The sequence below is a fragment of the Pseudarthrobacter sp. W1I19 genome, from assembly GCF_030817835.1.
Taxonomy (GTDB): Bacteria; Actinomycetota; Actinomycetes; order Actinomycetales; family Micrococcaceae; genus Arthrobacter.
The window spans coordinates 2,333,501-2,354,089 of sequence record NZ_JAUSZR010000001.1; the positions used below are offsets into that span (position 1 = coordinate 2,333,501).

Annotated in this window: 19 protein-coding genes; 12 read left to right on the forward strand and 7 right to left on the reverse strand. The window is 61.7% G+C overall.

The features are described from left to right. The first annotated feature begins 4 nt into the window (after positions 1-4). Together QF038_RS11020 and QF038_RS11025 are read left to right on the forward strand one after the other, a co-directional pair. Positions 5-889: an alpha/beta fold hydrolase gene (locus QF038_RS11020; RefSeq protein WP_307610176.1), complete on the forward strand. Its 885-nt coding sequence runs from the start codon at positions 5-7 to the stop codon at positions 887-889. Between the two features lie 66 nt (positions 890-955). Continuing rightward, positions 956-1,558: a TetR/AcrR family transcriptional regulator gene (locus tag QF038_RS11025; protein ID WP_307610177.1), complete on the forward strand. Its 603-nt coding sequence runs from the start codon at positions 956-958 to the stop codon at positions 1,556-1,558. Positions 1,559-1,589: 31 nt separating this feature from the next. Here the strand turns inward: QF038_RS11025 and QF038_RS11030 are convergent, their stop codons facing one another. Genes QF038_RS11030 through QF038_RS11055 form a run of 6 tightly spaced genes read right to left on the reverse strand, consistent with a single transcriptional unit; the run spans position 1,590 to position 8,301 of the window. Continuing rightward, a complete protein-coding gene (locus QF038_RS11030) occupies positions 1,590-2,633 on the reverse strand; it encodes an NAD(P)-dependent alcohol dehydrogenase (RefSeq protein ID WP_307610178.1) in 1,044 nt (347 codons plus the stop codon). 17 nt (positions 2,634-2,650) lie between these two features. Next, positions 2,651-3,628 (reverse strand): D-2-hydroxyacid dehydrogenase, encoded by a 978-nt coding sequence (locus QF038_RS11035; protein ID WP_307613453.1) that lies wholly within the window; start codon positions 3,626-3,628, stop codon positions 2,651-2,653. A gap of 2 nt (positions 3,629-3,630) precedes the next feature. Next, positions 3,631-4,758 carry a tartrate dehydrogenase gene (locus QF038_RS11040; protein ID WP_307610179.1) on the reverse strand — a complete coding sequence of 376 codons (1,128 nt, stop codon included), beginning with the start codon at positions 4,756-4,758 and terminating at the stop codon, positions 3,631-3,633. Then, entirely contained in the window at positions 4,755-6,305 is a 1,551-nt protein-coding gene (locus tag QF038_RS11045; protein ID WP_307610180.1) for an aldehyde dehydrogenase family protein, read from the reverse strand. Before QF038_RS11045 ends, QF038_RS11040 begins: the two co-directional genes overlap by 4 nt. A 17-nt stretch (positions 6,306-6,322) precedes the next feature. Continuing rightward, entirely contained in the window at positions 6,323-7,600 is a 1,278-nt protein-coding gene (locus tag QF038_RS11050; RefSeq protein WP_307610181.1) for an FAD-binding oxidoreductase, read from the reverse strand. A 26-nt stretch (positions 7,601-7,626) separates the two neighbouring features. Next, positions 7,627-8,301 carry a haloacid dehalogenase type II gene (locus QF038_RS11055; protein ID WP_307610182.1) on the reverse strand — a complete coding sequence of 225 codons (675 nt, stop codon included), beginning with the start codon at positions 8,299-8,301 and terminating at the stop codon, positions 7,627-7,629. A 349-nt stretch (positions 8,302-8,650) separates the two neighbouring features. Here QF038_RS11055 and QF038_RS11060 point away from each other — a divergent pair, with 349 nt between their 5' ends. The 9 genes from QF038_RS11060 to QF038_RS11100 all read left to right on the forward strand — a co-directional run bounded on the left by QF038_RS11060 (position 8,651) and on the right by QF038_RS11100 (position 18,644). Next, entirely contained in the window at positions 8,651-9,571 is a 921-nt protein-coding gene (locus QF038_RS11060; protein ID WP_307610183.1) for an ABC transporter substrate-binding protein, read from the forward strand. A gap of 47 nt (positions 9,572-9,618) precedes the next feature. Next, positions 9,619-10,515: an amino acid ABC transporter permease gene (locus tag QF038_RS11065; RefSeq protein WP_307610184.1), complete on the forward strand. Its 897-nt coding sequence runs from the start codon at positions 9,619-9,621 to the stop codon at positions 10,513-10,515. Continuing rightward, positions 10,512-11,279 (forward strand): amino acid ABC transporter ATP-binding protein, encoded by a 768-nt coding sequence (locus tag QF038_RS11070; RefSeq protein ID WP_307610185.1) that lies wholly within the window; start codon positions 10,512-10,514, stop codon positions 11,277-11,279. Before QF038_RS11065 ends, QF038_RS11070 begins: the two co-directional genes overlap by 4 nt. A gap of 3 nt (positions 11,280-11,282) precedes the next feature. After that, complete coding sequence (solA, locus tag QF038_RS11075) at positions 11,283-12,413, forward strand: N-methyl-L-tryptophan oxidase (protein WP_307610186.1); 1,131 nt, start codon at positions 11,283-11,285, stop codon at positions 12,411-12,413. Positions 12,414-12,489: 76 nt separating this feature from the next. Then, positions 12,490-13,743, forward strand: coding sequence for an aspartate aminotransferase family protein (locus tag QF038_RS11080; RefSeq protein WP_307610187.1), 1,254 nt, complete (start codon positions 12,490-12,492; stop codon positions 13,741-13,743). Positions 13,744-13,768: 25 nt separating this feature from the next. Next, on the forward strand, positions 13,769-15,223 hold the full coding sequence (locus QF038_RS11085) for an NAD-dependent succinate-semialdehyde dehydrogenase (RefSeq protein WP_307610188.1): 1,455 nt from the start codon (positions 13,769-13,771) through the stop codon (positions 15,221-15,223). Between the two features lie 39 nt (positions 15,224-15,262). Further along, the gene (locus QF038_RS11090; RefSeq protein WP_307610189.1) at positions 15,263-15,973 is read left to right on the forward strand and encodes a GntR family transcriptional regulator; all 711 of its coding nucleotides are present in this window, start codon (positions 15,263-15,265) and stop codon (positions 15,971-15,973) included. A gap of 132 nt (positions 15,974-16,105) precedes the next feature. Next, positions 16,106-16,384 carry a hypothetical protein gene (locus QF038_RS11095; RefSeq protein WP_307610190.1) on the forward strand — a complete coding sequence of 93 codons (279 nt, stop codon included), beginning with the start codon at positions 16,106-16,108 and terminating at the stop codon, positions 16,382-16,384. 103 nt (positions 16,385-16,487) lie between these two features. Next, positions 16,488-18,644: a glycogen debranching N-terminal domain-containing protein gene (locus tag QF038_RS11100; RefSeq protein ID WP_307610191.1), complete on the forward strand. Its 2,157-nt coding sequence runs from the start codon at positions 16,488-16,490 to the stop codon at positions 18,642-18,644. A 627-nt stretch (positions 18,645-19,271) separates the two neighbouring features. Here the strand turns inward: QF038_RS11100 and QF038_RS11105 are convergent. Then, positions 19,272-19,691: a cupin domain-containing protein gene (locus tag QF038_RS11105; RefSeq protein ID WP_307610192.1), complete on the reverse strand. Its 420-nt coding sequence runs from the start codon at positions 19,689-19,691 to the stop codon at positions 19,272-19,274. Between the two features lie 232 nt (positions 19,692-19,923). Here QF038_RS11105 and QF038_RS11110 point away from each other — a divergent pair, with 232 nt between their 5' ends. Next, positions 19,924-20,583 carry a GntR family transcriptional regulator gene (locus tag QF038_RS11110; protein ID WP_307610193.1) on the forward strand — a complete coding sequence of 220 codons (660 nt, stop codon included), beginning with the start codon at positions 19,924-19,926 and terminating at the stop codon, positions 20,581-20,583. Positions 20,584-20,589: the final 6 nt, after the last annotated feature.

The window sequence follows — 20,589 nt, forward strand, 5'->3', positions numbered from 1 at the left end:
GCTCATGGACACCACCGATCCCGCAAGGGAGTCCCCAGTCACCTCGTACGCGGAAGCAGCTACCCGCACTATCACCGCAGGAGGAGTCACCTACGCCTACCGCGAGCTGGGGCCCAAAGGCGGTATCCCCGTTGTCTTCTTCGTGCACCTAGCTGCAAGCTTGGACAACTGGGACCCCCGCATCATTGACCCCATCGCGAAAAACCGGCACGTCATCACTTTCAACCAGCGTGGCGTGGGCGCCTCCACCGGGGAAGTTCCCGGCACCATCGAGGAGATGGCCGATGATGCTTACGCATTTATCGAGGCCATGGGGTTCGACAAGATTGATGTCTTCTCCTTCTCCATGGGCGGCATGATCGCCCAGGACCTCACACTTAAGCACCCAGGGCTGGTCCGCAAGCTTGTGCTGACCGGAACCGGGCCGCGTGGAGGCAAGGACATGGACAAGGTGGTCGCCGTTACTTACTGGGACATTTTTCGCGCGGTCTTGACGCGTTCAGACCCCAAGGAGTTCCTGTTCTTTAACCGCAACGCTACGGGAAGGCCCGCCGCGAAGGCATTCATCAAGCGCCTCCAGGAGCGCGCGAACCACCGGGACAAGCCAATCAGCACCAGAGCATTCCAGACGCAGCTGAAGGCAATCCAGCGGTTCGGCCGGGCCGTTCCCTCGGACCTGTCGAAGCTCACCGTCCCCACCCTCATTGCCAACGGAGACCATGACCGCATGGTGCCGTCGGTCCTCTCGGAGGATCTGCACCGGCGGATCAAGGGATCCGAACTGGTGATCTACCCCGACTCCGGGCATGGCGGCATCTTTCAGTACCATGCACAATTCGGCCCGGTGGCAGCTAAATTCCTGGCTGCGGCAGACGGGCCGGTTGACTGACGAGGGGGTCGCGCAAGGCGTTATACTCATAACTGAGCCCAGTCAGTTAATCCGGAAGGAAGCCGCATGTCTGTTGCGTCCCAGCCACCCGGACGGCGCGAGCGGAACAAGCAGCAAAAACTTGAGCGCATCACAGCCGCCGCCAGCGAGTTGTTTGCCGAGCATGGCGTCGAGGATGTCACGACGCAACAGATCGCCGACAAGGCGGACATTGGCACCGGGACTTTGTTCCTTTACGCCAAAACCAAAGGAGAACTCCTCCTGCTTGTGCAGAACGCCCATTACGCCGAGGCTCTGGAGCGGGGCAGGGCCGACGCGGAAACCCAAACGGATGCGCTGGATGCGGCTTTGGCCATTGTGCGGCCGATCGTGGAATGCAACCGCGTCCAGATCGGCAACGGGCGGATTTACTTGCGGGAGATGGTCTTCGGAGACCCGACGGAGCCGCACCACGGCCAGGCACTTTCCATCGTTGCTGAAACCGAGGAAGCCATTGCCGCCGTCCTGGGCAGGCATCATGTGGTCAGTGACGGCGACGCCGCCAAGATGGCGCGCATCGTCAGCGCAATCATGTTCCTCAGCATGGCCGCGAGCGTGAACGCCGGCCTGAGCGTCGAGGAAATCGTCCAGGACATCCGGGGCCAGCTAAGCCTGCTGATATCCCGCTAAACCACAGACTGGCCGGTGCACCAGACAGCAGTCAGAACGTGGTGGCATCGATTACGAAGCGGTACTGGACATCACTTGCCAGCACCCGTTCGTAGGCCTGGTTGATGCAGCTGGCAGGGATGACCTCCACCTCGGCACCCAGTTTATGGGCGGCGCAGAAGTCCAACATTTCCTGGGTTTGCCTGATTCCTCCCATCTTTGAACCGCTGAGGTTGCGGCGCATAGAAATGAGGGACCAAGCCCGTTGACTCAACGGTTTCGAGGGCAGCCCCACGAGCACCAGGGTGCCGTCCAACGCCACCATGGAGAGATAAGCATCCACGTCGATGTCTGCCGAGACGGTGTTGATGACGAGGTCAAATTTGCCCTGAAGATCGGTGAAGGTGGCGGGATCGGACGTAGCATGAAAGTGGTTGGCGCCGAACCGGAGCGCATCCGCCTGCTTTTTGGGGGATTGGCTGAGGACTGTTACATCGGCACCCATTGCGGCCGCAATCTTCACGCCCAGGTGTCCCAGTCCGCCCATGCCAACGATTGCTATGCGCGTCCCCGGCCCGGTGTTCCTGTTGCGCAGCGGTGAGTACACAGTGATCCCCGCACACAACAGCGGGGCCGCAGTCTCGAGGGTGATTCTGTCCGGGATCCGGAGTACATAATTCTCGTCCACCACGATGGAGGTGCTGTACCCGCCCGCGGTGGGCCGGCCGTCACTGCCAGTCGAGTTGTACGTGCTTGTGGCGCCCCTCAAGCAGTACTGCTCCTCCCCCTCCCGGCAGTGCACGCATTCACGGCAGGAATCAACGAAACAGCCCACACCAACACGGTCCCCTACCGCATGCCTCGTGACCTTGCGCCCCACGGCTTCTACGACTCCGGTGACCTCATGGCCGGCAACCAGAGGATAGGTCACACCTGCCCAGTCGCCCCGCACTGCATGGATGTCAGAGTGGCAAATTCCTGTGTACCGGATGGAAATCCGCACGTCGAACTCACCCGGATCCCGCCGTTCCACGGTTCCGGGCTCAAGGGCCGAAGTAGGAGAAGTAGCTATGAATGCCTTGACGATAGTAGGCATGGCACCTTTCGGATTGTTCAGGGAACCGGGACGAACCCGAGGCTTTTGTCCACGACGTTGTGCAGCGGATCGCCGTTGCGGTAGCGCTTCAGGTTTGCTACGAACAGCTCCCCAAGATCATCGAGGTAATTTTCTGTGTCGCCGCTCATGTGGGGGGTCAGGATGACGTTCTCCATGCTCCATAACGGGTGTTCCTCGGGCAGCGGTTCCGGGTGGACCACATCGAGGGCCGCGCCGGCAATGGACCCGGAGGTCAGGGCTTCCATGAGCGCGTCCGTCTGGACCAGTTCACCGCGTCCAACGTTGATGAGGTGCGCGCCGGGTTTCATTGATGCCAGGACATCAGCGCCCACCAGTCCCCTGGTGTCTTCCGTCAGCGGAGCTGCCAGCACCAGGTAGTCAAAGGGATGAACGATGGTGGCCAGATCCTTTGAAGAACTGATTTGGTCGAAATGCCCGTCTCCCGGACGGCTGCTGCGGCCGGCGCCGCTGACCTGCAGGCCCGCGGCGCGGAACAGGGATGCGATTTCCCTGCCAATGGAACCCGTACCCACCACCAGGGCGCGCTGGCCCTGGATTTTCCGGGTTACCCTGTGCTGCCACCGCCGCTGTTGCTGAAGCGTCAGTGAGCCCCGTGAGTCCTTGGCGATGTCCAGGACAAAGCCCAGCGCAAACTCCGCGATAGCGCGGCTGAGGACTCCCCGCGAATTTGTATAGAGCACGTCGCTTCGGATCAGTTCGTCGAACAACAACTGGCTGACGCCCGCTGCTGAAACGTGGACCCACTTTAGTGACCCAGCTGCAGCCCAGTTCTCCCGCAGCGCCGGGGAAAACGAATGCCACTGGTACAGGACATCCGCTCCGTCCAGGACCTTGGCCAGCCCGTCTGCCCTAGTCAGGCGGACCTCCGCCAGCTCCTCTATCTCCGCCAGGCGGGGCGGCAGCGCCTCACGGTACAGCACGGCGACGACGGGCCGCTGGGTCTGGCCTGACATAGTCACGACGGCGCTGCTGCCGCCGCCGGCGCAGATGGCATGCCTGAGATGAGCAGGTCAGCCTCGGCGGGTAGCTCGATGGCGTCTATCGCGGCCAGAACCGCGGCCGTGAACTCCGAGGTCGATGATGGTCCTCCCACATCACGGGTGCCAAGGCCCTCCCGGAGGGCGGACTCGAAGGCCTCCTGGAGGTGTCTGGCCGCCACCGGGAAGCCCAGGTGATCGAGCATCATCGCTCCGGACCACATCTGGCCCACCGGGTTTGCCAGTCCCTTACCCGCAATGTCCGGCGCGGAACCGTGGACCGGTTCGAAGAGGGAAGGATAATCTCCTTCCGGATTCAGGTTTGCGCTGGGAGCCACGCCGATGGAACCGGTGACGGAGCTGCCCAGGTCCGAAAGGATGTCACCGAGCAGGTTGGAGGCCACAATGACATCGAGGGTCCAGGGCTTCAGGACGAGGTGCGCAGCCAATGCGTCCACGAGCTCACTGGTCAGCGTCACTCCGGGGTACAGCCGGGTGGTCTCCTCCACCACCTCGTCCCAGAACGGCATGGTATGGATGATGCCGTTGCTCTTGGTGGCGGAGGTCAGGCGGCCCTTCCGGGTGGCTGCCAGCGAGGCGGCAAAATGGGCGGCCCGGGATACTCCCAGGCGGGTGAAGATGGTTTCCTGGACCGCAGCTTCGTGCGGCAGGCCGCGGTACACCCGGCCACCCACCTCCGAGTATTCTCCTTCGTTGTTCTCACGAACAATGAGGATGTCGATCGGCTCCGTCGACGCCAGGGGCGACCTCACGCCGTCGAGCGTTTTCACAGGACGGAGGTTGATGTACTGCCGGAATTCGCGCCGGATGGGGATCAGGAGGCCCCAAAGAGATTCAGCATCGGGGACGTCCGGCGAACCTACGGCGCCGAGGAAGATGGCGTCGTGCAGCGCCAGCTGCTCCAACCCGTCCAGGGGCATCATTCGCCCATGGCGGGAGTAGTAGTCCGATCCCCAGCCGAAATACGTGAACTCCAGGCTCAAGGAGTGGATCCCGGCGATCCGCTCAAGGCATTCGATGGCGGCCGGGACTACTTCCTTGCCAATGCCGTCGCCCGCGATCACCGCGATTTTGTGGGTGGTCATGATGCATTCCGTTCTGAAGTGCGCGTCAGCCGCTGCCAGCCGGTGCCCGGCGCGGCCAGTTTGATGATGGTGCTTTTCGGTTCTGTCATCTCACGAACGGCATGCTTCACGCCCTCACGCCCAACCCCGGACTTCTTAAAGCCGCCGAAGGGCATCGAGTCGATCCGGACGTCGCTGGTTTCGTTGATCACCACGGCCCCTACGTGGAGCTTGTCGGCTATTGCCAACGCCATGTCGATGGATTCCGTGAAGACCCCGGCCTGGAGTCCGTACTCAGAGTCATTGGCCGCCTGTATTGCGTCGGAGACCTGGATGAAAGGCGCGATGCTGACCACTGGCCCAAACACTTCTTCGCGGATGATCCGGGCGTCTGACGGCACGTCCGTGAGGACGGTGGGCTGGTAGAACGCGTTCCGGCGCTGCCCGCCCACATGGACCCTGGCCCCGGCTTTCCAGGCCTCGTCCACCCACTCCTCCACCCGGCGCGCCTCAGCTTCGCTGATGAGGGGACCTACGTCGGTGGAACGCTCGAACTTCGCGCCGGTGCGGAGCGCCCGGGTCCCCAACACCACCTTTTCGAGTACCTGTTCGAACAGGGAAATGTGGACGTAGACACGTTGGACTGAGAGGCAGTTTTGTCCGGCCACTCCGAATGCCCCCGCCACGATCGCCGCAGCCGCCTTGTCAGGTTCGGCGTCGGCGCACACGATGGTTGCGTTGTTGCCTCCCAGCTCCGAGAGGATCTTCTTGGCTCCGGCGGCGGCAGCGATGCGGTCGGCGGTCCGGGGTCCCCCAGTGAACGAGATTAGGTCTACCTGCGGGTCGGATACGATCGCCCCGGATACCCCCGGGCCCGAGACTATGGCGGCCAGGCGGCCGGTTGGGACGCCTGCTTCCAGCAGCAGCTCAATGAACGCAAGCCCGGTCAGCGGCGTGCGGCCTGACGGTTTAAGGACGACGCCGTTGCCTCCAATGAGTGCCGGGCCCAGCTTGTGCGCCACGAGATTGAGCGGATCGTTGAAGGGCGTGATGGCCGCGATGATTCCCACCGGTTTGCGGGTGTACCAGCCGATCTTGTCCGCTCCTGCCATGCTGTCCTCAAAGGAAAGGGTCTCACCGGCTAGCTCGCTTGAGGCAGCGGCGGAAAGACGCAGGGTTTCAATGCACCGGAGTACCTCTCGTTCGGCCTCCCTGATGGTTTTGCTGCTCTCTGCGGCGATGATCTCCGAAAACCGTACGGACTGTTCCGAAAGGAGAACCGCGGCCCGTTCCAGGGCTTCCCTGCGCTCCCGAAGGGGCCAGGCCTCCTCCTGGAGGCTGCGGTGCAGGTGGGCAACGGCCCGGCGCACATCCTGTGCGGAGGAAGAGCACACCGTACCGAGGAGTACACCGTCCTCAGGATCCCGGATTTCCAAGTTCCTGTCCGCTGTTTGCCAGCGGCCCTCAAAAAACGCTCCCCCGGGGAGTTCGGCGGCTTTTGCCCGCCTAAACGCGGTTTCCCGCCCGGTATTCGGGCAGGCTCCAGCCACGCTTGTCACTGAGCTCATGGGAACCTTTTCCTTGGTTAGCTGAACCGGTCGATGATTTTTGCGGCCGCGCCGATGAAGGGCAGGAACCATGGCGGGCCGAAGTGGCCGGGCACGGGCGGGTTCTTGAGGTCTTCCCACACGTTCGCCTGCTTGTCCCCGGCCATGTAGTGCGCCATCTTCTTGCCCATGTGGGCGGCCATCTGGACGCCGTGGCCGCTGTAGCACAGTGAATAGAACAAGCCATCATGCAGCCCCGCGTGCACCATCTGGTCCATGGAGAGGTCAACCAGCCCGCCCCAGATATAGTCCACCTTCACTTTGGCCAGGTAGGGGAAAAGTTCGGTCATTGCCTTATGCAGGATTTCTGCACTCTTGACGTCCGAATCCGGGCTGGACAAGGCGAACCGGGCCCGGCCGCCGAACAGCAGCCTGTTGTCCGGGGTGATCCGGAAGTAGTAGGTCAGCATCTTGCTGTCAGAGGCCTGGCGCCTATTGGGGAGGATGCGGTTGACAACCTCCTCCGGTAACGGCTCGGTGCAGATGATGAAACTGCCCACCGGGATCACGCGGCGCTGGAGCCACGGGGTGAGGTTGCCCGTGTAACCGCTGGTGGCCACCAGAACCTGCTTGGCACGGGTAATACCGCGGATGGTGTGCACGTCGTGGACGGTCCCCGAGATCTTTTTCAACTCCGTGACCGCTGCGTTCTCACAGATATCGGCTCCGTTGTCTGCAGCCACCTCGGCGAGCCCGTGGACGAACTTCCCCACATGGAGCCCTGCACCCAGCGGATCCATCATGGCCCCCTGGTAAAAGTCCGTTCCAATTTCAGAGTGGATATCGGACTTGGGGATGACATTTACGTGGTGATCCACGAGGTTCGCGAGCAACTCCTGCGACTTCAGGAAACCGTCATAGTGGGACTTGTGGAAGGCCAGCGAGAGCTTGCCGAACCGCTTGAAGTCGCAGTCGATGCCATTATCGTGCACCAGCTTCTCAATGGTTTCGATGGCGTCGTTGTATTCACGGAACATCTCGACGGCGCGGGGCGCCCCGTACCGCTTGACCGCGGTGCTAAAGCCGATGGCCAGCCCGGTGGTTGCCATACCCCCGTTGCGGCCTGATGCACCCCAGCCCACGGTGTGACGCTCGAAGACAGCAACGCTGGCACCTTGCTTGGCGAACTCAACTGCTGCCGAGAGCCCGGTAAAGCCGGCACCGATAATCGCAACATCGACGTTTTCCGGGACCGGAGTGCGCCGGTAGTCGCCGGAAGGTTCGGCAGTGTCCAGCCAATAGGGAACAAGTTTCATGGTGTGACCTTTCGCCTCGAAGTCTTCTAGAGACCCAGGTGCTTGTTGATCTCGTCAAGGGACTCAACAGTGTTGTAGTCATAGCCCCCGGTAATGGGGTCGTAGCCGCGGTCCAGCAGCCAAAGGTTACGGAAGCCCATGTCGTGCATCGGATGCATGTCGTACCGGGTGTGCGAGGAGATGTGCAGGAACTCCTCCGGCTTGGCATTCAGGGTGTCCAGCATGTACTCGAAGGCCTGGTAGCGCGGCTTGTAGGCCTGGGCCTGCTCAGCGGTCAAAACGGCGTGGAAGTCTGCACCGAGCTTGGGAATGCTGATATCCAGGAAGCTGGTGTCAGCGTTGGACAGAGCCACCAGCTTGTAGTTGTCCCCCATGAGCTTCAGTGGGGCCGGCACGTCGTCGTGGGCAACCCAGCCGCGGACGGCGTCAGCAAACTCTGCGCCCGCACCAGGGGTCGGACCGATGCCCCACCGCCTGCATACCCGGTCAAAGGAATCCTGAAGGATCTGCTCGTAGGGCTTGTAGTCGCCAAGGACCTCGTCGAAGCGGTACCCGCGGAACTGCTTTTTGAAGGCAGGCCACTGCTCTTCAGGCAGGCGCCCATTAAGCAGTCGCCGGGTGGTGGGATCGATGTCGAAGTTGATCAGCGTGCCGTAGACATCGAAGGAGATGTACTTCGGACGGAAGTGGCTCTCTGCCATGGGGTATCCGTTCTTTTCGGGAGATGGAGGATGGTCGCCGCGCCTGGGTGGGGAGATTCGGGCAAGCGCGCCGTGAGTTGGAAGTCGCTGCCGGCAGGCGGGTAAGTGCCTGTGCAATAAGACGACTCTAGGTGCGGAAATTGTCAATTGTCAACAGTTTGGTGCGTGCGCTTCCGTGAGCATCGGAAGTGAACACTGGTGATAAAAAAGATTTCGTCAATTGTTGACAATCTACGCTTTTGGGGGTTGCATTGCCTTAGATGACGGAGAGATCCGGATCACATTCCAAGCCAAAAACTCCTCCCTCCCGGCGAACTCGCCAGTTGACAACCCCTCGAAGGGAAGCACAATGAAGACTTTGAAAAAGGCCCAGACTGCCGCCGCAGGCCTTGCCGTATTGCTCACGCTCAGTGCGTGCGGTGGAACAGCCAGCAGCTCATCCACGGATGCAAGCAAGACCTCCAACACGGCCGACATTTCTGAGGGTGTCCAGCCTGACCAGGCCGCCGTCGCGTTGCTGCCGCAGTCCGTTAAGGACAAGGGTGAGCTGTCAGTGGCTATGGACCTTCACTACCCGCCAACAACCTTCCTCGCCGAGGACAACACCACCGCGATCGGACTAAACCCGGATATCGCCCGGCTGATTGCGAAGAAGCTGGGCCTGAAGGTGACGTTCGTGGACACGAAGTTCGACACCATCATTCCCGGCCTCGACGGCGGCCGCTTCGACTTCACCGCCACCACCATGTCCAAGACCGACGAGCGGCTCCAGGTTCTGGACATGATCGACTACTTCAAGGCCGGCAACTCGGTGGCCGTGGCGGCGGGAAACCCGCTGAAGCTCACCGTTGAGACCTTGTGCGGGAAGAGTATTGCCGTCACCCAGGGCTCAACAGGCCAGCTTAAGCGCCTTCCGGCCCTGAGCGAGCAGACCTGCACCTCCAAAGGCCAGCCGGAGATCAACGCCGTGACGCTGCCGAATGTCCAGGAGGCCCTGACACAGCTGCATTCCAAGCGGATAGACGGGATCCTGTATGACACCACCGCACTCGGCTGGGCCGCAAAGCAGCAGCCGGATTCCTTCACCATCCTGGGCCGTGTCAATGTGGGCTCCAGCGACCTGACCGCCGTCGGCCTGAAGAAGGGCTCGGCCCTCACGCCCGCCCTTCAGGCAGCGGTCCAGTCCGTCCTTGAATCCCCCGAATACAAGGAGTCCCTCGAGACCTGGGGTCTTGATTCCGGTGCCATCACCGACGCCAAGCTGAACTAGTGGGTTCACAAATGAAGCAAGCAATTATTGAAAGAAGCGAACCGGCAATGAATGGGATCGATTCAGCGCTCAAGCCGCGGCTTCGTCGGCGAAGCACGTTTGAGTATGTGGCGTGGGTGGCATGCATCCTGCTTGGCTTGGGAATCCTGGTTTCCGTATCGACGAATCCGAACTTCAAGTGGGGCGTGGTGGCGAAGTACTTCACCCACGAGTCGATTCTCCGGGGCCTGATGCTTACGCTCTTCCTCACGGTTGCGAGTATGGTCCTGGGCACGCTGCTGGGTCTTGTGATGGCCATCATGCGGGCCTCGAGCATCAAGCCGATCGCTGCGACAGCCGGGGTGTACATTACGTTGTTCCGCGGCACCCCGGTCCTGGTCCAGTTGATCTTCTGGTTCAACATCGCCGCCCTCTACCCGAACCTGACCATCGGGATCCCCTTCACGGACATCAGCACCGCGATCGATGTGAACGCCCTGATGGCACCGATCACCGCGGCATTGATCGGGTTGACCCTGAACGAGGCCGCCTATATGGCCGAGATCATCCGCGGCGGGTTCTCCGCGGTGGGCAAGGGCCAGCTCGAGGCAGCGGACTCGCTGGGTATGAGCGCGTCAATGAAGATGCGCAAGGTCATCATTCCCCAGGCGATGCCCTCGATCATCCCCGCCACCGGCAACCAGGTCATCGGCATGTTCAAGGAAACCTCGCTGGTCTCCGTCCTGGGCGTGGCCGAGCTGCTCCAAAGCGCCCAGCTGATCTATGCCCGCACCTACGAGACCATCCCGCTGCTGATTGTTGCGAGCCTCTGGTACCTCGTGATGACCCTGGTCCTGAGCTACCCGCAGTCCCAGCTTGAGAAGAAATACTCGCATACCTCCGCCCGGGTCCCCCGCAAGGCCAGGAAGGTTGTCTTGACTGCACCGGAAGGAATCGCACGATGAGCAACGACGGCACCATCCATGCCCGACGGATCCGGAAATCCTTCGGACCCAAAACCGTTCTCCACGACATCGACCTCGACATTGCCAGCGGCGAGATCTGCTGCATCATCGGCCCCAGCGGCTCCGGCAAATCCACCGTCCTGCGCTGCATCAACGGCCTGGAAACCGTCGACTCCGGGGTCCTGAAAGTCAATGGCGACGATTTCGGCTACTACGAAACCGACAACGCCTACCACGCCCTGCCGCCCAAAAAGCTCGCCGAACAGCGCACCAAGGTGGGCATGGTCTTCCAGCAGTTCAACCTCTTCCCCAACATGACTGCCCGCGAAAACGTCATGGCCGGCCCCGTCCTGGTCAAACGAGCGGACAAAAAACAAACGACTAAACGCGCGGACGAACTGCTCGCCAGCGTCGGGCTTGGCAACTTCGGCGACTACTATCCCGCCCAGCTCTCCGGCGGACAACAGCAGCGCGTCGCGATTGCCCGATCCCTGGCCATGGACCCCGAAATCATCCTCTTCGACGAACCCACCTCCGCCCTGGACCCCGAAAAAGTCGGCGAAGTCCTCGCCGTCATGCAGGACCTGGCCAAGAAGGGCATGACCATGGTGGTGGTCACCCACGAAATGGGCTTCGCCCGCGAAGTAGCCGACTCCCTGATCTTCATGGACGACGGCTACGTCGTCGAACGCGGCGACGCCCGCGAAGTCCTCTCCAACCCGCAGGAACCCCGCACCCAGGCCTTCCTGAAACAGGTCCTCTAAACCATGGACGGAAAACTCGCCGTCATCGGCCTGGGCAGTATCGGATCCATGGCCCTCTGGCAAGCCTCCCGCCTGACCGACTCCGTCACCGGATTCGAAGCCTACTCCCCCGCCCACGCCAGGAGCGCCGTGGGCGGCGACACCCGACTGTTCCGCATGATCTACCGCGGCAACCCCGGCTACTACCCCATCCTGAAACGCTCCGCCGGACTCTGGGCCGAACTTGAAGCCGAAACCGGCCAGGGCATCCTCACCCGCTGCGGCGGACTGTCCATCGGCACCCAAGATGGCGCCTACCTCAGCGCCCTGCTCGAAACCACCCGAACCAACAACGCCGAGCACCACATCCTCACCCACAAAGACATGACCAAGCGCTACCCCCAGCACAACCTCCGGGCCAACGACATCGCCGTCTACGACCCCAATGCCGGCGCCCTGCGCACTGACCGCGCCGTCACAGCCGCCATCACCGCGGCCCAAGCGAACGGCGCAACCGTCCACACCAACACCCCCATCACCAGCATCGAAGAAGCCAACGATGGCGTAACCATCACCTCCGGCGGCAAGTCCTGGACCTACGAAAACATCATCATCGCCTCGGGCGGCTGGTCACAGCGCCTTATGCCCGACAGCCTCAAAACCCACGTCCACACACGGCGTATCTTCCTCACCTGGTTCCTCGCCCGCGACCCGGCACAATTCACCCCGGACAGGTTTCCCGTCTTCAGCAGGATTTATGAGGACAGATCCATGTACGGCGCCCCCGCAGTCGATGGAACCACCGTCAAAGCAACCCTCGACGGACGCGGTGCACCGACCCCCGACGCCGCCAACGTGCCCAGGGAACTCACCGACGCGGAAATCAGTGAAACCACCGAAACCGTCACAGAGTTCTTCCCCGGACTCCACCCATCCATCGTCCGCTCCGACGCCTTCCCGGACCTCTTCACCTCCGACACCCAACCCCTGCTCGGCTTCCTTAACAACTCCCGCAGGATCTACTCGGCCACTGGATTCTCCGGCGCCGGATTCAAAATGGCCTCAGGCTATGGGGAAATCGCCGCGCACGAAGCTCTTGGCAAGCGGTGGATCGACGGCTTGGACTTCGTCCGGCCCCAGAGGTTTCAGGACTAGGCGCTCCTAACTCCTCAAACGCAACACGCAATAGTACATTGTTGACAATCTACAGTTATCAGGAAAGTATAAAGCCATGGCAACACTCAGCCCCATCCTGAAGCAGGCGACGCCCGTGGTGGTCGATCACGCGTCCGGCAGCTGGATCCACGCCACCGACGGCAAGAAGTATCTGGATTTCACCACCGGGATTGGGGTCACCAGCACCGGCCACTGCCACCCGGATGTGGTGGCCGCAGCCCGTGAGCAAGTGGGCAAGATTATCCACGCCCAGTACACCACCGTGATGCACAAGCCGTTGCTGGAACTCACCGAACTCCTGGGCGGGGTACTGCCCCAAGGACTGGACAGTGTCTTCTACGCCACTTCGGGCTCAGAAGCCGTCGAGGCGTCCATCCGGCTGGCCCGGATGGCCACCGGCCGGCCAAACATCATCTCCTTCCACGGTGGATTCCACGGCCGCACCGTCGCTGCGGCTTCATTGACCACGGCGGGCAGCAAGTTCCGCTCCGGGTTCTCCCCCCTGATGGGAGGGGTGCACGTCGCCCCATACCCGCACTGGTACCGCTACGGCTGGGATGAAGCAACCGCCGTCGAATTCGCCCTGAAAGAACTCGATCACCTCCTTCTCACCATCAGCACCCCGGACGATACCGCCGGGTTCATCATCGAGCCTGTCCTGGGCGACGGCGGATACATCCCCACCCCGGTCGCTTTCCTCCAGGGCCTGCGCGAACGCGCAGACAAGCACGGAATCGTACTCATCCTCGACGAAGTGCAGGCCGGCGTGGGCCGCACCGGCAAGTTCTGGGGCCACAACTGGGCCGGGATCCGTCCCGACGTGGTAATCACGGCCAAGGGCCTTGCCAGCGGCTTCCCGATCTCAGCGATCGCCGCCCCTGCCGACCTGATGGCCAAGGCCTGGCCCGGTTCCCAAGGCGGCACTTATGGCGGAAACGCTGTCGCCGCAGCAGCCGGCGTCGCCACCCTCGGTGTTATCCAGCGCGAAAACCTCGTAGAAAACGCACTGCTGCGCGGCGACGAACTGCGCACCGGGCTCGATGCCCTGCAGGCGGAATTCGCCGGGATCGGCAACGTCCGCGGACGGGGCCTCATGCAGGGCGTCGAATTCACCGCGGCGGATAACACCCCGGATGCGGCTACGGCACTGGCCGTCCAGCAGGCTGCAGTCAAGGAGGAACTCCTGCTCCTCACGTGCGGTCCTCACGGCAACGTCATCCGCCTTATCCCCGCCCTGAACGTCACCTCCGACGAAATCCAGTCGGGCATCACCAGATTCAGCCAGGCACTCAAAGCGGCAACCTCCTAGCCCCCTGATCCTTGAAAGAGCGACCATGACCCCCTCCTTTGATCCCAGCACTCTCCAGACCGATTTGTTTATCGACGGCGCCTGGCAAAAAGCCTCGAGTTCAGCTACCTTCCCGGTGGAAAACCCGGCTACGAATGAAATCATCGCCCACGTCGCGGACGGGGGCCCGGAAGACGCCGCACGGGCCATCGACGCCGCTGGCCGTGCCCAGGCAGCATGGGGCAAGTCCACTCCTCGGGAACGGGCCGACATCCTGCGGCGCGCTTTCGACCTGGTTATTGCCAATACCGACCGGCTCGCGGCCATCATGACCGCCGAAATGGGCAAGCCCCTTGCAGAAGCAAAAGGCGAGGTGGCCTACGGCGCCGACATGCTCCGGTGGTTCGCCGAAGAAGCGGTCCGTGTCGGCGGCGACAGCACTACATCGGTGGACGGCAATACCCGCATACTCATCACCAAGGAACCGGTGGGCCCCGCAGTGCTGGTCACCCCCTGGAATTTCCCGCTCGCCATGGGCGCCCGCAAAATCGCCCCGGCCGTCGCAGCCGGCTGCACCATGGTCTTCAAACCGGCGGAACTCACACCGTTGACGTCCCTGGCTCTGGTCGCCATTTTCAAGGAAGCCGGACTTCCCGACGGCGTATTGAACGTTGTTACCACGTCGAGCGCTTCCAGCGTGGTGCGGACGTGGACGGACAGCGGCATCGCCCGCAAAATCAGCTTCACCGGCTCCACTGAAGTGGGCAAAGTCCTCCTGCGGCAAGCTGCCGACAACGTCATGCGGTCCTCGATGGAGCTTGGCGGGAACGCCCCGTTCATCGTGCTGGCCGATGCGGACGTCGAAAAGGCCGTGGACGGGGCCATGAAAGCGAAAATGCGGAACATGGGCGAAGCCTGCACAGCCGCAAACCGCTTCTTCGTCCACCGTTCGGTTGTGGCTGAATTTGGTGAGAAGTTCGCCAAAAAGATGTCAGAATTGCAGACAGGCAACGGCGCCTTGGCCGGCACCGATGTTGGGCCGCTGATCGAGCAGAAGGGGCTGGACAAGGTCGAAAGCCTGGTTGCCGATGCTGTCTCCAAGGGTGCACGGGTACTGACGGGCGGAAGCCGTCCGGAAGGCCCCGGCTACTTCTACTCCCCCACCGTCCTGGTGGACGTGGCACCGGAATCCGAGCTGATGAGCACCGAAATCTTCGGCCCGGTCGCTGCTATCACGGCCTTCGACAGCGAGGACGAGGTCCTCCGCCTGGCCAACGATACCGTCTGGGGCCTGGTGGGGTACGTGTTCACCGAGAGCCTGGATAAAGCGATGCGGTTCTCGCGGGACCTGGAAGTCGGAATGGTCGGACTGAACACCGGCCTGGTTTCCAACCCGGCGGCTCCGTTTGGCGGCGTCAAGCAATCCGGACTCGGACGCGAAGGCGGAAAAATAGGGATTGAAGAATTCCTTGAGTATAAATACACCGCACTGGCGGTCTGACAGTTTCAAATTGCCGAAGCATGAAATGAGGGGATGTCAATGGCGGCACCGGAGGGAATGTTCGTACTGGAGGGCCGGCCCACGGCGCAGCTGATTGCTGACCAGTTGCGTGAGCTTATTGTCCAGGGCGCGTTCAGGCCTGGACAGCAGGTCAACGAATCTGCGTTGGCCAGCCAGCTCAGCACGTCACGGGGTCCACTCCGTGAAGCACTTCAGCGGCTGTGCCAGGAGGGCATCCTGGTGAGCAAACGCAACCGCGGGGTCTTTGTGCTGGAGCTTTCCGGCGAAGACGTCAAAGAGATCTACGCGGTGCGTGAGGCCGTGGAACTGGCGGCCGCCAATACCCTCCTGGACTCCGCGCCGGAGCAGGTCACGGATACCTGCCGGGAGCTTAAGGGCATCATCAGAAACATGGCTAAACAGGTTGCGGCATCGGACTGGCAGGCGATTGCCCGTCTCGACATGCAATTCCATACCGCCTTTGTTTCAGGCACCGGAAATACCCGCCTGATCCGCATCTATCAGACCCTTGCAGCGGAATCCCGGATGTGTATCTTGAGCCTTGAGGTCGCCTATCCCCGCATTGATGTGCTGGTGCAGGAACACCAGACGCTCCTGGACTTGCTGGAGGCCCGCGACCGGAGCGGTCTCCAACAGGCCATCAAACGCCATATGCAAAAGGCCGTAGAGGACCTGACTTCCCCACCGGAAGCCTCCGAAATAACGGGTAAAAGACGATTTCTCCAATAGCGGAATCGCCAGCGCAGGGAGGGCCCGGTTCATCCGAACTGGGCCCTTTTTACGCTGCTCGTTTTGGAGAAATACATAATTCAAAGCGTAATTTTGCCGTCGACGCCAACTACTGTAACAGGGAGAAACTCCATGAAACTTGTCAGGAAGAACAGCATGGAAAGCCCCGCCGGGGCTGCCAGCAGTAGGCGCGGGCAGCGGGTTTCCTTGTGGAAGGCCCTGGCACTTGGGGATGTGGTTTCCCTGACGCTTCACGGCTTCGAGCACTACAGGGGCACGGTGGATGACCGAACTGAAGATGGAGGTATCATCTGGGTCATTGACCGCATCGGGGAGCGGCGCCTTTTCCATATTGATGACGGCTTTGACCTCTTTGTTGCAACGCAGGGTGACGGAGTCCCTAGCCCCTAGTCCCGGCAGCCTTGCAAGAGTAGCCTCAGTGTGACGATGCAGCGGGACAAGGGCCCGGAACCATGTCCAGGACCGGCGGTGGCTCGTACTTGGGAGTGATCAAGTGGCTGGATGGAACGCTGATACGGCGGCCGGTCCCCTCGGTGCCGGGACGGTCACTCTGGTGGAAGGAACATCCTTCTGCATCTCATTGCCCAACGGGGATATTTATCCGGACCAGCCGCACGGAATGTTCTTTCAGGACACCCGGATACTCTCTCTCTGGGCCCTCTCCGTCAACGGGCAAGCTGCGGAGCCCTTGACCGCGCAGACGAAAGAGCCGTACCGGGCCGTCTTCGCCGCCCGCATCACGAGGTCCGATGGATACGCGGACACTCCGCTGATCGTGGAACGGATGCGCGAAGTAGGCGTTGGAATGGTCGAGCACGTCACCGTGCTCAACTACTCAAAGGAACCGGTGGAGTGCACGGTCACAATCGACGCCGGATCAGATTTCGCAGATGTCTTTGAAGTCAAGGAAGCACGGGTCCAAAGGCAGTGGGAAGAATCCCGGGAAGTGAATCAGAACGCCTTGACCATACGGGCCCGATGGCAGGATATCCGCAAGTCCGTCGTCGTAAGTTCTGACGTTGCCGAAGCAACTGCCCGTGGCTTTGCCTGCCAAACCACCATCCCGGCACGCGGCCACTGGAGTGTGACCCTTACCGTGGCGCCCGGCAGCGAGGGGACGGCGCCCGCGGCGCCTGTTGTACGTCCTGCCGTCGGTGAATTGTCCCGCAGCGACCGCCGGCGCCAGGAATGGGTGGCCAAGATTCCCGTACTGCATATGGGTAACCACTCCATCGAAAAGACGCTTCGGCGCAGCTATGACGATCTTGGCGCCCTCCGCATCGAGGATCCCGCCCACCCTGACAGGGTTGTGGTGGCGGCCGGTGCGCCCTGGTTTATGACCTTGTTCGGGCGTGACTCGTTGTGGGCCTCAGAGATGGCTATGCCGGTTGATCCGTCACTGGCCCTGGGCACGCTGCAAACGCTGGCTGACCGGCAGGGCAGGGTGGTTGACCCGGTGAGCGAGGAGGAACCGGGAAAAATCCTGCATGAGGTCAGGTTGGACGTCTCCAGTGGCCTGGCGCTGGGTGGCAAGTCCGTCTACTACGGAAGCATCGACGCTACTCCCCTGTTCGTGGTGGTCCTGGGTTCGGTCAGCCGGTGGGGTTTCGCCAAGGACACGATCACCGCCTTGCTGCCTCATGCGGACAGGGCCCTGGACTGGATCCGGGATTACGGGGACAGGGATGGCGATGGTTTCGTTGAGTATGAGCGACTTAACCCTCGCGGGCTGATCAATCAGGGCTGGAAGGACTCGTGGGACGGGATCAACTTTGCGGACGGCAGGCTGGCAGAGCCGCCGATCGCGCTCTGTGAGGTCCAGGCGTACGTTTATGACGCGTACATGGCCCGGGCATGGATGGCTTACGACGTCGGTGACGCACCTTTAGCGTCCGAACTCGCCGACCGGGCGGCGCAGTTGAAAGCCCGGTTCAATGAGCAGTTCTGGATGCCGGACCGTGGGTACTACGCCATCGCCTTGGACGGCAACAAACGGCAGGTTGACGCTTGCGCCTCCAACATGGGCCACTGCCTGTGGGTAGGGCTCGTGGACGACGACAAAGCGCCGTTGGTGGCCGAGCGTCTGATGTCCCCCGAGATGTTCAGCGGTTGGGGCGTCCGCACCCTGGGTACTGACATGGGTGCCTACAACCCGGCCAGCTACCATAACGGTTCCGTTTGGCCGCATGACAATGCCGTCATCGCAGCAGGCCTGATGCGGTACGGGTTTGTGGCGGAAGCTCAAAGGATATCCACTGCACTTCTTGAAGCCGCCGAGTACTCCGAAGGCCGGCTCCCTGAACTCTTCTGTGGTTTCAGCAGGGAGCAGTACAGCGAGCCAGTGCCGTATCCCACCGCGTGCTCCCCCCAGGCCTGGGCCGCGACCTCACCCATCCAACTTGTCACGAGCCTGATGAGGTACGACGCCCACGTATCCCGCGGCGGGTTCTGGATGGACCCAGCCCTGCCGCCCTCCTACGGCGACCTGCACATTACCAACGCGCCGATGGCAGGAGGCCGGGTAACCATCGATATCGCCAATTCCGTGCCGACCGTGCAGGGGCTTCCGGAAGGCATGTCATTCCATCAGGGACACCGGCCATGGCTGACTGAACTCGTGGAGCAGGCCGGGTTGCGGAAAAAGGGCTAGTCGCCTCGGGTGACGCTCAAGTTCTGCACTACCCGCATCGCGCTGCCCACCAGAGTGCCGACCACGTCAGAGGCTGCTCTGAAGTCGCCGGGATGGCTCCTCGCCATGAGACCCTCGCTGACATGCGGGTGTTGGACATCGTCAGATCCTTCTTGGGTAGTGGCATTGCCTATGAGTCGTTGGAGGCGAAAAAGGTGCTGAGCTGGGTCGTCACAGAGTCCAGGGAGGTAAGGACGACGGGTCCGCCGGCCCGGTCCTGGCTGTGCTCGCTGACCCGGACCATGGACGCGTGGGCGAGAACGACGACGTCGCACTCCGCAGCCAGTTCTGGAAAGCGGCCGGCACCAACCTGTCATGCATCGCCCGGTCAGCTGCGCGCAGGGCGGGGGGCCGTAGCAGGATATTGCACCGGGGTCTGGTCTTTGCACTTTGTTGGAATCCGCCCGTTCCGGGGATTTGATGGGGTGAACAGTTCTTCCATGAGGTGTCCGAACAAATTCTCGTAGCGAACGGCATGCAAAAACTGCTCCCCAGAAGTCGGAATTGAATTCTCAGTCCAACTTCCGGGGGCAGTTCTGCGCAGTCCTTGGCACGGTGCCCGTGGGTTTCGACTTGCTGTTTTTCGGATTACTCAGTCGTGGCGGGAACATCCGCCACGACCCACATCTTTCGGAGTGTTTCGTGGATGGTCCAGTGACCTTCCCAGCCCGCGGGGGTCACAAACAGGGTACCGGGTCCGACATCGAAGCTGTTGCCGTCCGGCTCAGTTATGGTTCCGCGCCCGCTCAGGATCTGGCAGATCTCGTCGTAGCCGGGACGGGTGCTTTTGAACTCTCCGGGAGTTACTTCCCAGATGCCGGTCTTCAGGCCGTCTCTGTTCCAAAGACGGAAGGACGCTTCGGTTTGCCCGGGCTGGATCGCGGTTTCCTTGAGGTTGTGCTCCCCGGACTTGCGGTTGTTGCATCGCTCATGACGGTCGCCTTGACCATAGTTACTCCTTCTTGGGCTGCGCCCTGTACGTATGTGTCCTGTCTCATTGAAGGACACTGCAGCATCCTATCAATTGTCAACAATTGACGATAGCCCATCGGGATACCCCCCAGTTTCCCTTAGAGATGACTCGGCCACCTTCCCATCCCACTGCTGGCGGACCATGCAGGGCATGGTTTCCGAAGCTGCGGCTGAATAACCAGGCTTCCTTGTCTTTTGCTTGGCCAGGGAGTTACTCCGGGTTTCGCCACGACCGGTGCAAACTGTATACCTGTTATACAGTTTCGCGGTGACCATCAATGAAGCTCTAACAGTTGCCGACGCTGTCCGTACCCGGCTTGAACGCAGCCTCCTGGCCGGAGAGTACCCAGCGGGAGCACAGGTGAAAGACAGCCACGTGGCAGAAAAGTTGGGCGTGGCGAGGCCAACTGCCCGCGTTGCTGTGCAGGGACTCATCGCGGACGGGTTCCTGGAGCGTGAAACGGGACGAAGCGCAAGGGTCCGCCGTTTCTCCACCCAGGACGTCGCCGATATCTTCCGCGTGCGCCGGCTTATCGAATTTGAGGCGGTCCGCTCAGTCTGCCAGGGCGCCAATACGGAGCAGATCAGGGCATCCTTGGTGAGGTTTACGGAAGTCAGGGACGACCAGGATTGGGCAACGGCGGCACAAGCTGACATGGCCTTTCATACGGCAGTCGTAGCAGCTGCTGACTCACCGCGGCTCAGCAGGCTCTTCCAGACGATTTCCACGGAGATCCGCCTGCTGATGGCACTCCTTCATCCCCGGTATGTCCGGGTATCCCCGCTGCACGATGAACACACCAGGCTCCTGGATGCCCTGATCGCGGGCAAGCCCGACGAAGCATTGCAGCTGTGGGCGGCCCATTTGAACGACGCCGAGGCATTCCTGAGAACCAGAATGGCGGAAGAACCCGCCCGGGAGCACTAATCGGCA